Raw genomic sequence first — 19,095 nt, 5'->3', positions numbered from 1 at the left:
TTTAAGGCTTAAAGAAACATTCTGATAACAGGAGTTTCTGATGGCTGAACAAGAAAATTTTCTGAGTGATCTGACCGGTTCTTTCTCTTCACCTTGTGCCGAAAACCCCACCGTGGCCGTCATGGAAGCTGCCTACCAGCATCAGGGCATTCCTGCCCGTTATATCAATTGTGATGTCGGCAAAGAGCAGCTTGAGCAGGCCGTGGCTGGTGCAAAAGCCATGGGCTGGCGCGGGTTTAACTGCTCCATACCCAACAAACAGGCCATTATTGAGTATATTGATGAACTGGGCACCTCAGCCAAAGTCATCGGTGCCGTTAACTGTGTCATTATCCGTGACGGTAAACTCACCGGCGAGAATACCGACGGTAAGGGGTTCGTCGAGGCATTAAGTGAGCAAATTGATGTCAAAGGCAAAACCCTGGCATTGCTGGGAGCCGGGGGGGCAGCCCGGGCCATTGCCGTGGAATCGGCCTTAGCCGGAGCCACAGAAATTACCATCATTAACCGTGATAAGAAAAAAGGTCAGGAACTGGTCGATCTGATCAACGACAATACGAAAGCAAAAGCGACCTTTAAGGCCTGGACACCGGGGTTACGCATTGATCCGCTTCCGGATATTCTGGTGAATGCGACGTCTGTCGGGCTGGATGATGCTGACGCGTTACCGGACATTGATACGGAGAGTCTGGAAAGCTCGCTGTTTGTTGCTGATGTGATCCCCAATCCGCCGCAAACAGCGCTTTTAAGAAAAGCCGCGGATAAAGGTTGCCGGACACTGAATGGATTAAATATGCTGGTGAATCAGGGGGCGTTAAACCTCACTTACTGGTTCGATAAAGAGGCAGATAAAGAGCCTATGCGTAAAGTATTACAGAAACTCTTTACCGGCTAATACGGTCGAAAGAGGGGAGAGCTGACCGGCTGGCTAGACCCGGAGGCTCTGCCTGCCTCCGTTGAGCGTTCTTAATGACAGGGGCTGTTTGGCCGGGAGGAAAAACACCTCCGTGCAGGAGGTGTTTGTCGCCTGAATTATTCGGTGAGGCTGGTATGGAACTCACGCTCCGTATAGCCGGTATATAATTGCCTTGGACGGGCGATCTTCATTCCTTCTTCATGCATTTCAATCCAGTGTGCGATCCAGCCGACGGTACGTGCCATTGCAAAGATCACCGTAAACATAGACGTCGGGATCCCCATCGCTTTCAGGATCAAGCCGGAATAGAAATCGACGTTAGGGTAGAGTTTACGCTCGATAAAGTACGGGTCATTCAGTGCAATGTGCTCCAGCTCCATGGCCACTTCCAGCAGATCGTCTTTCATATCCAGCTCTTTGAGCACTTCATGGCAGGTTTCACGCATGACGGTGGCCCGTGGGTCATAGTTTTTATACACGCGGTGACCAAAGCCCATCAAACGGAAAGAGTCGTTTTTATCTTTCGCCCGGCGAATAAACTCAGGAATATGCTCAACGGTCTCAATCTCTTCCAGCATACGTAAAGTCGCTTCATTCGCTCCCCCGTGGGCCGGCCCCCACAGAGAGGCAATCCCCGCGGCGATACAGGCAAACGGATTCGCGCCTGAAGATCCTGCCGTCCTGACCGTAGAGGTCGATGCATTCTGTTCATGATCGGCATGTAATATCAGGATACGATCCATCGCTTTTTCAAGCACCGGATTGACGACGTATTCTTCACAAGGGGTTGCAAACATCATGTGTAAAAAATTGCCTGCGTAAGAGAGATCATTACGCGGATACACGAAGGGCTGACCGATAGAGTATTTGTAACACATGGCTGCAACCGTCGGCATTTTAGACAGCAGACGGAAGGCGGCAATCTCCCGGTGACGTTCATTATTGACATCCAGCGAGTCGTGATAAAACGCGGCCAGTGCCCCGGTAACGCCACACATCACCGCCATCGGGTGTGAATCGCGACGAAAACCGTGGAATAAACGTGTGATCTGTTCATGGATCATCGTATGCCGGGTGACCGAGGTACGGAATTTTTCATACTGATCCCGTGTCGGGGTTTCGCCGTACAGCAGGATATAACAGACTTCCAGATAGTTCGAATGTGTTGCTAATTGTGAGATAGGGTAACCCCGGTGCAACAGGATGCCTTCATCGCCGTCGATATACGTTATTCTGGACTCGCAGGATGCCGTGGAGGTATACCCGGGGTCAAAGGTATACAGCCCGCTGTTCCCTAATGCACGAACATCTATCACATGCTGACCCAGAGTGCCACGCAGGACATTGAGCTCTAATGGCTCGGCCCCATCCAGGGTAAGCGTCACTTTCTTGTCTGTCATCTCGGTCTCCTTTAGCGCCCGGCAGAGACTCTCCGGACGCCAAAATATGCGTAATACTGGCTTTACAAAATAAATACAAGTTACACGCTTTGTGAAGTTATTCCGGCATAAATGCTTCCGTAATAGCTGGAAATATCTGGAGTTATTCGCCTCCGGGTGACATAAAAAGTATCGTTGTTGTCATCGTTTTAGCGTTTATCTCTAAACAGTTATATAACTTACAGATAACTGAAAGTCTATCCCCACCTTCAGGAGGTATTATATCGATTAATCAGCGTTGAATGTGACAAAAATGTTGTTTTTATGTGAATACTGGTTCGGCTTTAGGAAAATCGGCTTGTAACGTGATACTGATCACTGTTCCGGGCAAATTTATCCAAACAATTTGTAGGGTAATTGTAATCAGATTGTGATAACCCTATACTTTGAAAAGGTCTCCGGAAACTCTTGTTATCAGGAGGCACCCAGCGTTTTTTCGCGTCATTTAACACTGGATGTTACCTGTATTGGTCCCGTAAAAGTCAGTCGTGATGCAGATTTTTACGTCTCCTGCAAGGCCGGAGGAAGCTAAAATAATAAAGAGCTGTGTGGGCAAATCGTGAAAAAACAAAGACCTGTCAACTTGGATCTCTCGACGATCCGGTTTCCCGTGACTGCAATAGCATCCATTCTCCACCGTGTCTCCGGCGTAATCACGTTGATTGCCGTGGGCATTCTGCTGTGGTTACTTGGACTTTCTCTCTCTTCCCCCGAAGGTTTTCAGCAAGCATCCACTCTGCTGGGGAGTTTTATCGTCAGGTTTATCCTGTGGGCGATAATGACAGCTCTGGCTTACCACATTGTCGGGGGGCTCCGGCACCTGCTCATGGATTTTGGTATGCTGGATGAAAGCCTGGAGGCCGGTACACGGTCTGCACAAATCAGTTTCGTAATTACCGTGATTCTGGCGGTTCTGGCGGGGGTATTACTATGGTAAGCAGCGTATCTGCACTTGGACGTAATGGCATTCATGACTGGTTGCTGTTACGTGGCGCAGCAATAGTGATTGCACTGTATGTGTTGTTCATCCTCGGATTTTTCGTTTTTTCCGGCCCGCTAACCTTTGAGGTCTGGCGTGGATTCTTCGCGCTGACATTTACCCGCGTATTCACCTTGCTGACGCTATTTTCGGTTCTTATTCATGGCTGGATCGGTATGTGGCAGGTCCTGACCGATTATGTGAAAAACATTGCGTTACGGCTGGTGCTTCAGGGCGTGATCGTGCTGGCGCTGCTGACGTATGCAATTTATGGAACGATTATTGTGTGGGGTGTGTAAATGAGTTTGCCGGTCAGAGAGTTTGATGCAGTCGTTATCGGTGCGGGTGGCGCAGGAATGCGTGCCGCGCTACAGATTTCTCAGTCAGGGCAGAGCTGTGCCCTGTTATCTAAAGTCTTTCCTACCCGTTCCCATACCGTGTCTGCACAAGGCGGGATCACCGTTGCGCTGGGGAATACCCACGAAGACAACTGGGAATGGCATATGTATGACACCGTAAAAGGCTCTGATTATATCGGGGATCAGTATGCCATCGAATATATGTGTAAAACCGGGCCGGAAGCCATTCTGGAGCTGGAGCACATGGGGTTGCCTTTTTCACGTCTCGATGATGGCCGGGTATATCAGCGGCCGTTTGGCGGACAGTCGAAAAACTTCGGGGGAGAGCAGGCGGCGCGTACTGCGGCGGCAGCTGACCGTACCGGACATGCGTTATTACATACGCTTTACCAGCAAAACCTGAAGAACAATACCACCATCTTCTCTGAGTGGTACGCCCTGGACCTGGTGAAAAATGCGCAGGGTGCCATTGTCGGTTGTACGGCGTTATGTATCGAAACCGGTGAAGTGGTCTATTTCAAAGCGAAGGCAACCATTCTGGCGACCGGCGGTGCCGGACGGATCTACCAGTCGACGACGAATGCCCATATTAATACCGGTGACGGTGTCGGGATGGCATTGCGGGCCGGTGTTCCGGTTCAGGATATGGAGATGTGGCAGTTCCATCCGACAGGGATTGCCGGAGCCGGCGTGCTGGTCACCGAAGGGTGTCGTGGTGAGGGCGGATATCTGCTGAATAAGCATGGTGAACGCTTTATGGAACGTTATGCCCCGAATGCCAAAGATCTGGCCGGACGGGATGTGGTTGCCCGTTCAATGATGATAGAAATTCGCGAAGGACGCGGCTGCGATGGCCCATGGGGGCCTCACCTTAAGCTGAAACTGGACCATCTGGGGAAAGAGGTGCTGGAATCACGGCTGCCGGGGATCCTTGAATTATCACGGACATTTGCCCATGCCGACCCGGTTAAGGAACCGATTCCGGTGATCCCGACCTGCCATTATATGATGGGAGGCATCCCGACCCGGGTAACCGGTCAGGCGCTGACCCTTGATGAAGACGGTAATGATAAAGTGATCCCGGGGCTGTTTGCCGTCGGGGAAATCGCCTGTGTCTCAGTTCACGGTGCTAACCGCCTGGGAGGAAACTCGCTGCTGGACCTGGTGGTGTTCGGACGAGCTGCCGGTCTGCACCTGTCGGAATCCATTGCCGAACAAGGCCCGCTGACGGAGGCGACAGACGAAGAAATTACTGCGGCACTGGCCCGCTACCAGCGCTGGGATAACAACACTACGGGTGAAGACCCCGCCCAAATCCGTAAAGCCCTACAGCAATGCATGCAGCACAATTTCTCGGTGTTCCGTGAAGGTGAAGCGATGGCTAAGGGGCTGGAAGAATTGAAAGCTATCCGCGAACGACTGAAATCAGCTCGTCTTGATGATCGTTCACCGGATTTTAATACGCAGCGGGTGGAATGTCTGGAGCTGGATAACCTGATGGAAACCGCCTACGCCACGGCCATGGCTGCGAACTATCGCACCGAAAGCCGCGGAGCGCACAGTCGTTTTGACTTCCCGGATCGCGATGACGAAAACTGGCTCTGCCACAGTCTCTATTTACCGGATAACGAAAGCATGACGCGGCGCACAGTGAATATGCAACCGAAGTTACGTGCGGCGTTTCCGCCAAAAGTACGTACCTATTAACCGGTGGAGAGAGACAAATGAAACTTGAGTTTTCTGTTTACCGGTACAATCCGGAAGTTGATGATGCCCCACGGATGCAGGACTACACACTGGAGGCGGAAGAAGGGCGGGATATGATGCTGCTGGATGCATTGATCCTGTTGAAAGAACAGGACCCGACTTTGGTCTTCCGTCGCTCCTGTCGCGAGGGTGTCTGCGGTTCGGATGGCCTGAACATGAACGGTAAAAACGGTTTGGCCTGTATTACGCCGGTCTCGGCACTCCGCGGTAAGGGGAAAATTGTGGTTCGTCCCTTACCGGGACTGCCGGTGATCCGCGACCTGGTGGTCGATATGGGGCAGTTTTATGCCCAGTATGAAAAAATTAAACCGTACCTGCAGAGTCATGACAAAAATCCGCCCGCCCGTGAAAACCTGCAATCTCCGGAAGAGCGGGCACATCTGGACGGCTTGTACGAATGTATTCTGTGCGCCTGTTGTTCGACGTCTTGTCCGTCTTTCTGGTGGAATCCGGACAAGTTTATCGGCCCGGCCGGTTTGCTGGCCGCGTATCGCTTCCTGATTGACAGCAGGGATACCGAAACCGATGCCCGGCTGGATAACCTGGACGATGCCTTCAGCGTCTTCCGCTGCCACAGCATCATGAATTGTGTCAGTGTCTGTCCGAAAGGGCTGAACCCGACCAAAGCCATTGGTCATATTAAGTCCATGTTATTGCACCGTAATGCCTGACCCGGCGCCGGGGAGGTCTCCTCTCCCGGCACCGAAAGTCATGTTAGCAAGAGCGCCAACGTCGTCACCTGGACGTTTCGCCCTGACAAAGATAGCGCTGACCTGTCGTAAAAATGACACTTCGGGGCTTATCTTTGCGGGTAAGGCCACTGTTCGGGCAAGAGAATCTTGCATGTAGTACCGCGTTTAATGATATAAAACAAGGTGATGATTGCGGGCATGACACGGGGTCAATGTCTGAACAGGCCGGGCCGTAGGGAATGCCACTGCATCAACAGAAGATATGGACAATCTGAGGGAATGGCATTCATTGACCTATGCACTGTCCCGGAATATCCGTGTAAACGGCAACAATAACTACGAAAAGCATGACAATGCTTAAGGGATCACCATGCAGAACAACGCAATGAAGCCCTGGCTGGACTCCTCCTGGCTGGCAGGAGCTAACCAGTCTTATATAGAACAACTCTATGAGGACTTCCTCATTGATCCTGCCTCTGTCGAACCCGTCTGGCGGGAAATGTTCGAACAGTTCCCGGCAAACGATCTCCGTCAGGAGCAGTTCCACTCTACGACCCGTGAATATTTTCGTCGCCTGGCAAAAGATTCGACCCGCTACACCTCCTCAGTCACTGACCCGGCAGTCAATTCCCGCCAGGTGAAAGTACTGCAACTGATTAATGCTTTTCGTTTTCGTGGTCATCAGCAGGCCAGACTTGATCCTTTAGGTCTCTGGAAACAGGAACCGGTGCCGGATCTTGACCCGGCTTTTCATGATCTGACGGCGGATGATTTTCAGGAAAGTTTTAATGTCGGTTCCTTTGCCATAGGCAAAGAGACCATGAAACTGGCCGACCTGTATGAAGCACTGAAACAAACCTATTGCGGTTCGATCGGTGCGGAATATATGCACATCAACAACACCGAAGAAAAACGCTGGATCCAGCAGCGACTGGAGTCTGTTGTCGGGCGTGCCAGTTTCCTTGCTAAGGAAAAGAAAGAATTCCTGAAAGAGCTGACGGCGGCAGAAGGGATTGAGAAATATCTGGGCGCCAAATTCCCCGGCGCTAAGCGTTTTTCACTGGAAGGCGGCGATGCACTGATCCCCATGCTGCGCGAGATGATCCGCCACTCCGGAAAAAACGGCACCCGCGAAGTGGTACTGGGCATGGCGCACCGTGGGCGACTGAATGTCCTGATTAACGTCCTGGGTAAGAAAACGCAGGATCTGTTTGATGAGTTTGCCGGTAAGCATAAAGAATTGCTGGGTACCGGAGATGTGAAGTACCACATGGGCTTCTCCTCGGATGTGGAAACCGAAGGCGGTCTTGTGCATCTGGCTCTGGCCTTTAACCCGTCCCATCTGGAAATTGTCAGCCCGGTCGTTATGGGCTCGGTCAGAGCCAGGCTGGACAGGCTGAAGGAGCGCTCACACGATCAGGTATTACCTATTACCATTCATGGTGATGCGGCGATCACCGGGCAGGGGGTGGTACAGGAAACCCTGAATATGTCCCAGGCCAGAGGCTATGAGGTGGGAGGAACCGTCCGGATCGTGATTAACAATCAGGTGGGTTTCACCACGTCGAACCCGCTGGATGCCCGTTCAACACCGTACTGTACCGATATCGGTAAAATGGTGCTGGCACCGATCTTCCATGTGAATGCCGACGATCCGGAAGCGGTTGCCTTTGTGACACGGCTGGCCCTGGATTACCGTAATACCTTCAAACGTGATGTGTTTATCGATCTGGTCTGCTATCGCCGTCATGGCCACAATGAGGCCGACGAGCCAAGTGCGACTCAGCCGGTCATGTATAAGCAGATTAAAAAACACCCGACCCCGCGTAAAATCTATGCCGATCGCCTGCAGGAAGAAGGGGTGATTAGCAGTGCGGATGCCACTGAAATGGTCAATCTGTACCGGGATGCGCTGGATGCCGGTGAGTGTGTGGTTGATGAATGGCGGCCAATGTCTCTTAACTCTTATACCTGGTCACCGTACCTGAATCATGAATGGGATGAGAGCTATCCGGCACAGGTCGGAATGAAGCGTTTGCAGGAGCTGGCGCGCCGTATCAGTCAGATCCCTGACGGAATTGAGGCGCAATCACGGGTACAGAAAATTTACCGTGACCGCCAGGAAATGGCTGAAGGCAGCAAATTATTTGACTGGGGCGGTGCGGAGAACCTGGCGTACGCGACGCTGGTGGATGAAGGCGTTCCTATCCGCCTTTCCGGGGAAGATACCGGGCGAGGCACCTTTTTCCACCGTCATGCGGTGATCCACAACCAGACGAACGGTTCAACCTACACACCGTTACAGCACATCCACAATGGACAAGGGGAATTCAAAGTCTGGGATTCTGTCTTGTCCGAAGAGGCCGTACTGGCATTCGAATACGGTTATGCCACTGCCGAACCCCGGACGCTGACCATCTGGGAAGCTCAGTTCGGGGATTTCGCGAACGGCGCACAGGTAGTGATTGACCAGTTCATCAGTTCCGGTGAACAAAAATGGGGTCGCATGTGCGGTCTGGTGATGTTATTGCCCCACGGCTATGAAGGTCAGGGACCGGAGCACTCCTCGGCCCGTCTGGAACGTTATCTGCAGCTGTGTGCAGAACAGAATATGCAGGTGTGTGTACCTTCCACCCCGGCGCAGGTCTACCACATGCTGCGCCGTCAGGCTCTGCGGGGTATGCGCCGGCCATTGATCGTTATGTCACCTAAGTCACTGCTACGTCACCCGCTGGCAGTGTCTACCCTCGAAGAACTGGCCTCCGGTCAGTTTATGCCCGCGATAGGTGAAATTGATCCGCTGCCGGCAGAGAATATCCGCCGCGTAGTGATGTGTTCCGGCAAAGTCTATTACGACTTACTGGAACAGCGCCGTAAAAATGGTCAGCAGGATGTGGCTATCCTGAGGATTGAGCAGTTATATCCGTTCCCGCACCAGGTGGTTCAGGAACTCCTGCAGCCGTATTCACATGTCACTGATTTTGTCTGGTGTCAGGAAGAGCCACTGAATCAGGGGGCCTGGTATTCCAGTCAGCATAATTTCCGTGAAGTTGTACCGCAGGGATCATCACTGCACTACGCCGGCAGACCGGCATCCGCTTCACCGGCAGTGGGGTATCTGTCGGTTCACCAGCAGCAGCAGCAACAGCTGGTAAATGATGCGCTGAACGTTGATTGATTATAAGGATAGAAAATGAGTAGTTTAGATATTCTCGTTCCCGATTTGCCTGAATCTGTTGCCGATGCCACCGTCGCGACCTGGCACAAGAAACCGGGTGACAGTGTTCGACGCGATGATGTGCTGGTTGAGATTGAAACCGATAAGGTTATTCTGGAAGTGCCTGCCATTGCCGACGGTGTACTGGACGCGGTTCTGGAAGATGAAGGTGCGACCGTGACTTCCCGGCAGTTACTGGGACGTCTGAAAGAGAGCGACAGCAGCGGTAAAGAATCTGATATTAAGCCAGAGGCGAAAGAATCAACACCTGCACAACGTCAGAATGCTTCTCTGGAAGAAGGATCCAATGATGCGTTAAGCCCGGCTATCCGCCGGTTGATTGCTGAACACTCTCTGGACCCGGCGAAAATCAGCGGCAGTGGAGTCGGTGGCCGCCTGACCCGGGAAGATATTGAAAAGCATCTGGCGGCACAGTCAAAATCAGTGGCGTCTCCGGCTGAGGGATCTGCCCCTGCGGCTGCACCGGTGATGAGCAACCGCAGTGAAAAACGTGTGCCGATGTCGCGTTTGCGTAAACGGGTGGCAGAGCGCCTGCTGGAAGCTAAAAACAACACCGCCATGCTGACGACATTTAATGAAGTCAATATGAAGCCCATCATGGATCTCAGGAAACAGTATGGCGAAGCGTTCGAGAAGCGCCATGGTGTCCGCCTCGGATTTATGTCTTTCTATCTGAAAGCGGTCGTGGAAGCGTTGAAACGTTACCCGGAAGTGAATGCGTCTATCGATGGTGATGATGTGGTTTACCACAATTACTTCGATATCAGCATTGCGGTATCCACCCCTCGCGGACTGGTGACGCCGGTGCTGAAAGATGTTGATGCACTGAGCATGGCGGATATTGAGAAAAAAATTAAAGAACTCGCCGTAAAAGGGCGCGACGGGAAACTGACCGTTGAAGAACTGACCGGCGGGAACTTTACTATCACTAACGGCGGCGTATTTGGTTCACTGATGTCGACACCGATTATCAACCCGCCGCAGAGTGCCATTCTCGGGATGCATGCGATTAAAGATCGTCCTATGGCGGTCGAGGGTCAGGTTGTGATCCTGCCAATGATGTATCTGGCGCTCTCCTATGATCACCGCTTAATTGATGGTCGTGAATCTGTCGGATATCTGGTGGCTATTAAAGAGATGCTTGAAGATCCGGCCCGCTTATTACTGGATGTCTGATTTTTCACCAGGCGTACGCAGGTACGCCTGATTTTTATTCTTTTCTGAACTGAATGGATAGCACATCATGAATCTACATGAATATCAGGCTAAACAATTGTTTGCCCGGTACGGCCTGCCTGCACCTGTCGGTTATGCCTGTACCACCCCGCGCGAAGCTGAAGAAGCGGCATCCAAAATCGGAGCGGGCCCCTGGGTAGTGAAATGCCAGGTCCATGCCGGTGGTCGCGGTAAAGCGGGTGGCGTCAAAGTGGTGAAGAGTAAAGAAGAAATCCGTGCCTTTGCCGAAAACTGGTTAGGTAAGTCGCTGGTGACTTATCAGACCGATGAAAACGGACAGCCGGTCAGTCAGATTCTGGTGGAAGCCGCCACAGATATCGCGAACGAACTCTACCTGGGGGCGGTGGTCGATCGCAGCAGTCGCCGCGTTGTATTTATGGCATCCACCGAAGGCGGCGTGGAAATTGAAAAAGTGGCGGAAGAAAGCCCGCATCTTATCCATAAAATGGCGATTGATCCTCTGACCGGTCCTCAGCCGTACCAGGGGCGTGAACTGGCCTTTAAGCTCGGGCTGAAAGGAAAACAGGTCAGTCAGTTTGCCAAAATCTTTATGGGACTGGCCACGCTGTTCCTTGAGCGGGATCTGGCTTTAGTCGAAATTAACCCGTTAGTGATCACCAAAACCGATGATCTGGTCTGTCTGGACGGTAAACTGAGCATCGACAGTAACGCATTGTTCCGTCAGCCGGAATTACGCGAAATGCATGACTCAAGCCAGGAAGATGCCAGAGAAGCCCGCGCGGCGCAGTGGGAACTCAATTATGTTGCTCTGGACGGTAATATTGGCTGTATGGTCAATGGGGCAGGGCTGGCGATGGGGACCATGGATATCGTTAAACACTATGGCGGTCAGCCGGCAAACTTTCTGGACGTTGGCGGCGGTGCGACCAAAGAGCGTGTCACCGAAGCGTTTAAAATCATTCTCTCTGACGATGCCGTAAAAGCGGTATTTGTGAACATTTTCGGGGGCATCGTCCGTTGCGACCTGATCGCTGACGGGATCATCGGGGCGGTGGCTGAAGTGGGTGTCAATGTTCCGGTGGTGGTGCGTCTGGAAGGTAATAACGCAGGATCAGGCGCAAAAAAACTGGCTGAGAGTGGTTTGAATATTATCGCAGCAACCAGTCTGACCGACGCGGCACAACGCGTGGTTGCAGCGGCGGAGGGCAAATAATGTCAATTCTGATCGATAAAAATACCAAAGTCATCTGCCAGGGGTTCACCGGCGGGCAGGGTACCTTTCATTCTGAACAGGCCATTGATTACGGAACACAAATGGTCGGCGGAGTGACGCCAGGTAAGGGCGGAACCACTCATCTCGGATTGCCGGTTTTTAATACCGTGCGTGAAGCCGTAGAGCAAACCGGTGCCACGGCATCAGTGATTTATGTCCCTGCGCCGTTCTGTAAAGACAGTATCCTTGAAGCCATTGATGCCGGTATCAAACTGATTATCACCATTACGGAAGGGATCCCGACGCTGGATATGCTGACCGTAAAGGTGAAGCTGGATGAAGCGGGTGTACGGATGATCGGGCCTAACTGCCCGGGAGTCATCACCCCCGGGGAATGTAAAATCGGCATTATGCCGGGCCACATCCATCAACCAGGCCGTATCGGTATTGTTTCCCGTTCCGGCACGCTGACCTATGAAGCCGTCAAGCAGACCACAGATATCGGTTATGGCCAGTCAACCTGTGTCGGTATTGGCGGCGACCCGATCCCGGGGTCCAGCTTTATCGATATTCTGGGTCTGTTTGAAAAAGATCCGCAGACAGAAGCTATTGTAATGATTGGCGAGATAGGGGGCAGTGCTGAAGAAGAAGCCGCCGCCTTTATCAAAGATCATGTGACCAAACCTGTCGTCAGCTATATTGCCGGTGTCACAGCGCCGAAAGGAAAGCGGATGGGGCATGCGGGGGCGATTATTGCCGGCGGTAAAGGGACTGCAGATGAAAAATTTGCGGCGCTGGAAGCGGCGGGAGTCAGGACTGTGCACAGTCTTGCCGACATCGGTGATGCAGTGAAATCAGTTTTACCTGCACGGTAATCATCGTTGTATTCTGCCAGACAGCCACCGGCCCGCCGGTGGTTTTTTTATGGTGATAAATTAACGATGCAGCCTGCAGTATTCCGGTTAATACTGAATATAAACATACTATTGTTTATTAATTATTTACTGACTGTGAATTTTTTGTTTCCTGCCTGGCTGCGTTATACTAAAATTACGGAAGAACGATAAACATAACTTACCTGTTTCCGGTCATGGCAGACACGCCAGGCCTCTTATCCGCAATGACAGTCTTTGGTGACATAATGACCGTTACGGTCTGACGCATGTTGTCCTGCCTGTTTTGACATATCAAATATCTCCCCGGGAAATAACGATTCAGATCAATAAATGATGATTTATATCTATTTTATCCGCTGGATATAGTTAAGTGTTTTAGATTAAATTGTTCTGTGTCAATTTGGGGTTTTTCCTATTTTTTCTTTTTTTTTACCGGAAGTTGAGCGCTGTCATTTTATTCACAACTCATTAACCATAATGAGATGTGAATAAGTGGTTAGCGTCTGAGAGTTAACGGGGCTGGTAAAATCCTGTTCTGAATAGCGGATCAACTTTTTGCTGAATGAAAGAAAATATAATTCACCGTGACAATTAACGACTTAGTCTCTGAAGTCCTGAAATGATAACAGGGCCCGTGAAGAGAGTTTTTTATTAAAAGAGCAAGGAGTCAGGATGTTTGATATCGTCGAACTGTCTCGTCTACAGTTTGCCTTGACTGCAATGTACCACTTTCTGTTTGTGCCACTGACGCTGGGTATGGCGTTTTTGCTGGCTATTATGGAAACAGTGTATGTATTGTCAGGTAAACAAATCTATAAAGATATGACCAAATTCTGGGGGAAACTCTTCGGAATTAACTTTGCCCTCGGCGTGGCTACCGGTCTGACGATGGAGTTCCAGTTCGGGACTAACTGGTCATACTATTCCCATTATGTCGGAGACATTTTCGGGGCTCCACTGGCTATCGAAGGATTGATGGCATTCTTCCTGGAATCTACCTTTGTCGGTTTATTCTTCTTTGGCTGGGACCGTCTGGGGAAAGTTCAGCACTTGTCGGTGACCTGGCTGGTGGCCCTGGGGTCAAATATGTCGGCCCTATGGATCCTGGTCGCCAATGGCTGGATGCAGAACCCTGTTGCATCTGTCTTTAACTATGAAACCATGCGTATGGAAATGGTCAGCTTCTCTCAGCTGGTCCTGAACCCGGTCGCGCAGGTGAAATTTGTGCATACTGTGGCCGCGGGTTATACCACCGGGGCGATGTTTATTCTGGGGATCAGTGCATTCTATATGCTTAAAGGGCGTGATATGGCTTTTGCCAAACGCTCTTTCACCATTGCAGCAAGCTTTGGGATGGCCGCGGTTCTGTCAGTGATCCTTCTGGGTGATGAGTCCGGTTATGAAATCGGCGATGTACAGAAAACCAAACTGGCAGCCATCGAAGCAGAGTGGGATACCCAGCCTGCCCCGGCAGCATTTACCCTGTTTGGGATCCCGGATCAGAAAGAAGAGACTAACCACTACGCTATCCAAATACCTTATCTGCTCGGATTAATCGCCACCCGTTCAACGGATACCCCGGTGATTGGTCTTAAGGATTTAATGGCGCAGCACGAAGTTCGTATTCGTAACGGTATGAAAGCCTATGCCTTGCTGAATGAACTGCGCAGCGGCAGTAAAGATCCTGCGGTTATCGCAGCCTTTGATCAGTCCAAAAAAGACCTGGGATATGGATTACTGCTGAAACGTTACACACCTAACGTGACAGATGCGACAGAAGCTCAGATTGAAAAAGCGACGCAGGATTCTATTCCGCGTGTGGCTCCGCTCTATTTTGCTTTCCGCATCATGGTGCTGTGTGGCGTACTGTTACTGGCAGTGATTGCGATTTCATTCTTCAGTGTGCTGCGTAACCGGGTCGGGAAAAGCCGCTGGTTGCTGAAAGCTGCACTGTACGGCATCCCGCTCCCGTGGATTGCTGTGGAAGCTGGCTGGTTTGTGGCGGAATACGGGCGTCAGCCTTGGGCCATCGGTGAAGTTTTACCTACCGCTGTGGCTAATTCATCGCTGACAGTCGGGGACCTGCTGTTCTCTATGGGCCTGATTTGCGGTTTGTATACTTTATTCCTGGTGGCTGAAATGTACCTGATGTTTAAGTTTGCTCGCCTGGGGCCAAGCAGTCTGAAAACCGGTCGTTATCATCATGAACAACTGGCCACACCGTCGCAGCTGACACATTAATTCAGGGGGCACATATGTTTGATTATGAAGTTTTGCGCTTTGTCTGGTGGCTGCTTATCGGTGTATTACTGATAGGTTTTGCGGTTACCGACGGGTTTGATATGGGTGTCGGTATGCTGTGTCGTATTATCGGACGCACAGATACCGAACGCCGTATTATGATAAACAGTATTGCACCTCACTGGGACGGAAACCAGGTCTGGCTGATCACGGCGGGTGGGGCACTGTTTGCAGCCTGGCCAACGGTCTATGCCGCCGCATTCTCCGGTTTCTATGTTGCAATGATTCTGGTGCTGGCATCTCTCTACTTCCGCCCGATCGGTTTTGATTATCGCTCGAAACTGGGTGACAGCCGCTGGCGTGGTATGTGGGATTGGGGGATCTTTATCGGGAGCTTCGTTCCGCCATTAGTCATCGGGGTTGCTTTCGGGAACTTACTGCAGGGGGTCCCTTTCCATATGGATGAGTACCTCCGTCTGTTCTATACCGGTAACTTCTTTATGCTGCTGAACCCGTTTGCCTTACTGGCCGGGATTGTCAGCCTGACAATGATCCTCGCCCAGGGGGCAGCCTATTTGCAGATGCGTACGACGGGTGAGCTTCACCTGCGTACCCGCCGGGTGACGCAGATTGCGACACTGGTCATGATGGTCTGCTTTATCCTGGCCGGTATCTGGGTCGCTTACGGTATTGAAGGTTATGTACTGAAAAGCGTGATTGATCATCATGCGGCTTCTGACCCGGTTGGTAAAGACGTGGTACGTGAAACCGGCGCCTGGATGGTGAATTTCAGGAAGTCACCGGTCTTATGGGTGTTCCCTGTACTGGGTGTGGTATTGCCATTACTGACTGCATTGTTCTCAGCGAAGAATAAGGGCGCATTGGCATTTATCTGCTCATCACTGACCATTGCCTGCGTTATTATGACGGCAGGTATTGCGATGTTCCCGTTCATTATGCCATCCGTGACTAACCCGGGGATGAGCCTGACGATGTGGGATGCCACCTCCAGCCTGCGTACGCTGACAACGATGACCTTTGCTGCGATCATCTTCGTACCTCTCATTCTGGCATACACTGCATGGTGTTATTACAAAATGTATGGTCGCATCACTAAAGAAGATATCGAACGTAACTCTCATTCATTGTATTAATCAGGAAGGTCGATTATGTGGTATTTTGCCTGGATCCTCGGCACGCTTCTGGCCTGTTCTTTTGGTGTCGTAGCTGCACTGGCATTTGAAAATGCCAACAAAGATAACGAGAGTAATCCGTCCTGATGGCCGGGATTATTCACCGGATCTATCAGCTTACCGATAAGGGCCCCTTGCGGGTCCTTTCGCTGATCCTCGCGTTGCTGGTGGCCGGATGTGTACTTTGGGATCCGACCCGGTTCGCTGTGGTTCCCCGGACATATGCTGTGTGGTGGGGGCTGGCGCTTATCTGGTCAGTGTGTGCCGGAGTCATTCATGGCAGCGGTTTGCGCCTGCAAAAAACGCTCTGGCAGGGAGTTTTTAATCCTCTGCTGGCCTGGATAATTTTGATCCCTGCGCTTGTCTGCTATTTTTGGGCGACTCACTGAGTCAGCTGAAACAGTCATCTTTGATCCGTACACCCGGAACTCCCCTGAAAGTATCGCTTTCAGGGGAGTTTTTTTGTGGTCAGTCGGAATTTTCCCGGCCTGAACACGGCCCTGAGTGCTTTAAAAAGGTAAAAAAAGTTAAGTGTTTGTCAGGTTGTTCACTGAAATCGGTGCAGGTTGTGTCAGAAGGCATAATTATTTTCTCCGCTCAGTGTTGTCCCATTCCAAAGGCGATTTCTCTTGCGTATAGTAGGCTGGTTTAAAAATTAATGCCGGGATGCAGAGTGAGTCACTTTCAGTTTCAATGGCCGGTCAGGGTCTACTATGAAGACACCGATGCCGGTGGCGTTGTTTATCACGCCAGCTATATTGCTTTCTATGAGCGGGCACGTACCGAAGCCTTGCGCCAGTGTGGTTTTACGCAGCAGACGCTGTTAGAACAGCAGGTGGGGTTTGTGGTGCGGCGTATGACGGTGGACTATATTGCTGCCGCAAAACTTGATGACTTGCTGCACGTTGAAAGCGAAGTCTGCGAGTTAGGGCGGGTAACGATGACATTCCGTCAACGTATCGTGAATGGTGAAGGCAAAATAATCAATGAAGCTGAAGTGTTGATTGCCTGTATCAACATAAATCGTATGAAGCCCATTGCGCTTCCTAAGTCTATTGTCGCGGAGTTCAAGCAGTGACTGACATGAACATCCTTGATTTGTTCCTGAAGGCAAGCCTTCTGGTCAAATTCATTATGTTGATTTTGATTGTGTTTTCTATTGCCTCCTGGGCCATCATTATTCAACGTACACGCATCCTGAATGCAGCAGGCCGTGAGGCCGAAGCCTTTGAAGATAAATTCTGGTCAGGTGTGGATCTTTCACGTCTTTATCAGGAAAGTCAGGGGCGCCGCGAAGAGCTTAGCGGCTCAGAGCAGATTTTCTATGCGGGCTTTAAAGAATTTGCCAGATTACACCGCGTAAATAACCATGCGCCGGAAGCCGTTGTTGAAGGTGCCAGCCGGGCCATGCGTATTTCGATGAACCGTGAACTGGAAAGTCTGGAAAACCATATCCCTTTCCTGGGGACGGTCGGTTCCATCAGTCCTTATATTGGTCTGTTCGGTACAGTCTGGGGAATTATGCATGCTTTTATCGCCCTGGGTGCCGTAAAGCAGGCAACCCTGCAGATGGTTGCTCCCGGAATAGCAGAGGCATTGATTGCTACCGCTATTGGTCTGTTTGCGGCCATCCCGGCAGTCATGGCATATAACCGCCTGAATCAGCGGGTGAATAAGCTGGAGCAGGGTTACGATAACTTTACCGAAGAGTTTACCGCTATCCTGCATCGCCAGGCATTTACCAGCGATAGTTCTAAGTAAGCAGAGGTTGACTCATGGCCAGAACGCGTGGTCGCGCTCGTCGCGAACTGAAGTCTGAGATAAACATTGTCCCGCTGCTGGATGTACTGCTGGTGCTGTTGCTGATATTTATGGCCACGGCACCGATTATTACCCAGAGTGTCAATGTCGACCTGCCGGATGCAACAGATTCAAAAACAGTGTCAACGGATGATAATCCACCGGTCATTGTTGAGGTCTCCGGCGTGGGGCAATACAGCATTGTTGAAGATCACCAGCGACTGGAGCAATTACCTCCGGAACAGATCATCAGTGAAGCACAACGTCGTCTTCAGGCGAACCCTAAGACGGTGTTTTTAATCGGGGGAGCGAAAGAAGTGCCTTATGATGAAATTATCAAAGCACTGAATTTACTCCATCAGGCGGGTGTTAAGTCAGTTGGCCTGATGACGCAGCCGATTTAAGTCTAATCCGTTTGTGGGAACCGAGAGTGTCGAAGGCAACCGAGCAAAACGATAAATTAAAGCGCGCGATTATAATTTCGGTGATTTTGCATATCCTGTTGATTGCAATACTGATTATAAGCTCGCTGAATGAAAATATCGAAACCAGTGGTGGCGGTGGCGGCAGCGATATTGATGCCGTCATGGTGGACCCGGGGGCAGTGGTTGAACAGTACAACCGCGAGAATGAGCAGCAGAGCGCCAGTCAGCCCTCACAACAGCAACAGCCGAATGCCAAACCTTCACAGGACGACGCGAAAGAAGAACAGCAACAGGATGCTGATGCTGATGCTGATGCTGATGCGAAAGCCGAACAGGCGAAGGCTGTAGCCGCTGAGGCACAAGCAAAAGCAGCACAGCAGGCAAAAGCCGCAGCCCAAGCCGCACAAGCTAAAGCCGAGGCCGAGGCAAAAGCTCAGGCAGACCAGCAGGCGAAAGCTGCTGCTGCCGAAGCGAAGGCACAGGCCGATCAGCAGGCGAAAGCTGCAGCCGCCGAAGCGAAGGCTCAGGCCGAACAGCAGGCGAAAGCTGCAGCCGCCGAAGCGAAAGCTCAGGCAGATCAGCAGGCGAAAGCAGCTGCTGCCGAAGCGAAAGCTCAGGCAGATCAGCAGGCAAAAGCAGCAGCCAGCGCAAAAGCAGCACAGCAGGCAAAAGCCGAAGCGGCGGCAGAAGCGAAAGCAAAAGCCGAACAGCAGGCGAAAGCCCAGGCGGCGGCAGAAGCG

At 51.4% G+C, this 19,095-nt stretch carries 18 protein-coding genes; 17 read left to right on the top strand and 1 reads right to left on the bottom strand.

Going from position 1 to position 19,095, the window contains the following annotated elements:
* Window positions 1–40: 40 nt before the first annotated feature.
* A complete protein-coding gene (gene aroE / locus GTPT_RS13810; protein ID WP_029991642.1) occupies window positions 41–895 on the top strand; it encodes a shikimate dehydrogenase in 855 nt (284 codons plus the stop codon).
* A 137-nt stretch (window positions 896–1,032) separates the two neighbouring features.
* On the opposite strand, the gene GTPT_RS13805 is transcribed toward aroE, so the two are convergent.
* Complete coding sequence (locus GTPT_RS13805) at window positions 1,033–2,316, bottom strand: citrate synthase (protein ID WP_025902962.1); 1,284 nt, start codon at window positions 2,314–2,316, stop codon at window positions 1,033–1,035.
* Between the two features lie 583 nt (window positions 2,317–2,899).
* On the opposite strand from GTPT_RS13805, the gene sdhC reads away from it, so the two are divergent.
* The 16 genes from sdhC to tolA all read left to right on the top strand — a co-directional run.
* The gene (gene sdhC, locus GTPT_RS13800) at window positions 2,900–3,292 is read left to right on the top strand and encodes a succinate dehydrogenase cytochrome b556 subunit (protein WP_029991644.1); all 393 of its coding nucleotides are present in this window, start codon (window positions 2,900–2,902) and stop codon (window positions 3,290–3,292) included.
* Complete coding sequence (sdhD, locus tag GTPT_RS13795; protein WP_025902960.1) at window positions 3,286–3,633, top strand: succinate dehydrogenase membrane anchor subunit; 348 nt, start codon at window positions 3,286–3,288, stop codon at window positions 3,631–3,633. The genes sdhC and sdhD overlap by 7 nt, the downstream gene beginning before the upstream one ends.
* Window positions 3,634–5,400: a succinate dehydrogenase flavoprotein subunit gene (gene sdhA / locus GTPT_RS13790; RefSeq protein ID WP_029991645.1), complete on the top strand. Its 1,767-nt coding sequence runs from the start codon at window positions 3,634–3,636 to the stop codon at window positions 5,398–5,400.
* Window positions 5,401–5,417: 17 nt separating this feature from the next.
* On the top strand, window positions 5,418–6,131 hold the full coding sequence (locus tag GTPT_RS13785; protein WP_025902958.1) for a succinate dehydrogenase iron-sulfur subunit: 714 nt from the start codon (window positions 5,418–5,420) through the stop codon (window positions 6,129–6,131).
* A 391-nt stretch (window positions 6,132–6,522) separates the two neighbouring features.
* Window positions 6,523–9,330: a 2-oxoglutarate dehydrogenase E1 component gene (gene sucA / locus GTPT_RS13780; RefSeq protein ID WP_025902957.1), complete on the top strand. Its 2,808-nt coding sequence runs from the start codon at window positions 6,523–6,525 to the stop codon at window positions 9,328–9,330.
* Window positions 9,331–9,345: 15 nt separating this feature from the next.
* Window positions 9,346–10,566 (top strand): 2-oxoglutarate dehydrogenase complex dihydrolipoyllysine-residue succinyltransferase, encoded by a 1,221-nt coding sequence (gene odhB, locus GTPT_RS13775; protein ID WP_025902956.1) that lies wholly within the window; start codon window positions 9,346–9,348, stop codon window positions 10,564–10,566.
* 67 nt (window positions 10,567–10,633) lie between these two features.
* On the top strand, window positions 10,634–11,800 hold the full coding sequence (sucC, locus tag GTPT_RS13770; protein ID WP_025902955.1) for an ADP-forming succinate--CoA ligase subunit beta: 1,167 nt from the start codon (window positions 10,634–10,636) through the stop codon (window positions 11,798–11,800).
* Entirely contained in the window at window positions 11,800–12,675 is an 876-nt protein-coding gene (sucD, locus tag GTPT_RS13765) for a succinate--CoA ligase subunit alpha (protein ID WP_025902954.1), read from the top strand. Before sucC ends, sucD begins: the two co-directional genes overlap by 1 nt.
* 693 nt (window positions 12,676–13,368) lie before the next feature.
* Window positions 13,369–14,937, top strand: coding sequence for a cytochrome ubiquinol oxidase subunit I (gene cydA, locus GTPT_RS13755; protein ID WP_025902952.1), 1,569 nt, complete (start codon window positions 13,369–13,371; stop codon window positions 14,935–14,937).
* A 14-nt stretch (window positions 14,938–14,951) separates the two neighbouring features.
* Entirely contained in the window at window positions 14,952–16,091 is a 1,140-nt protein-coding gene (cydB, locus tag GTPT_RS13750; protein ID WP_025902951.1) for a cytochrome d ubiquinol oxidase subunit II, read from the top strand.
* Window positions 16,092–16,106: 15 nt separating this feature from the next.
* Window positions 16,107–16,217 (top strand): cytochrome bd-I oxidase subunit CydX, encoded by a 111-nt coding sequence (cydX, locus tag GTPT_RS17145; RefSeq protein ID WP_055725593.1) that lies wholly within the window; start codon window positions 16,107–16,109, stop codon window positions 16,215–16,217.
* Window positions 16,217–16,519, top strand: a complete 303-nt coding sequence (gene ybgE / locus GTPT_RS13745; protein WP_025902950.1) for a cyd operon protein YbgE — start codon at window positions 16,217–16,219, stop codon at window positions 16,517–16,519. Before cydX ends, ybgE begins: the two co-directional genes overlap by 1 nt.
* A 284-nt stretch (window positions 16,520–16,803) precedes the next feature.
* A complete protein-coding gene (gene ybgC, locus GTPT_RS13740) occupies window positions 16,804–17,208 on the top strand; it encodes a tol-pal system-associated acyl-CoA thioesterase (RefSeq protein ID WP_025902949.1) in 405 nt (134 codons plus the stop codon).
* A complete protein-coding gene (gene tolQ / locus GTPT_RS13735; protein ID WP_025902948.1) occupies window positions 17,205–17,891 on the top strand; it encodes a Tol-Pal system protein TolQ in 687 nt (228 codons plus the stop codon). The genes ybgC and tolQ overlap by 4 nt, the downstream gene beginning before the upstream one ends.
* A 14-nt stretch (window positions 17,892–17,905) precedes the next feature.
* A complete protein-coding gene (gene tolR / locus GTPT_RS13730; RefSeq protein WP_025902947.1) occupies window positions 17,906–18,334 on the top strand; it encodes a colicin uptake protein TolR in 429 nt (142 codons plus the stop codon).
* A gap of 26 nt (window positions 18,335–18,360) precedes the next feature.
* On the top strand, window positions 18,361–19,095 hold a 735-nt coding region (tolA, locus tag GTPT_RS13725), incomplete at its 3' end, for a cell envelope integrity protein TolA (RefSeq protein ID WP_038011645.1).

Origin of the sequence: Tatumella ptyseos ATCC 33301 (genome assembly GCF_000735525.1) — a bacterium.
In the GTDB taxonomy this organism is placed as follows: domain Bacteria; phylum Pseudomonadota; class Gammaproteobacteria; order Enterobacterales; family Enterobacteriaceae; genus Tatumella; species Tatumella ptyseos.
The sequence above is the reverse complement of the archived record's forward strand: the minus strand, read 5'-3'. Positions and strand labels throughout refer to the sequence as shown.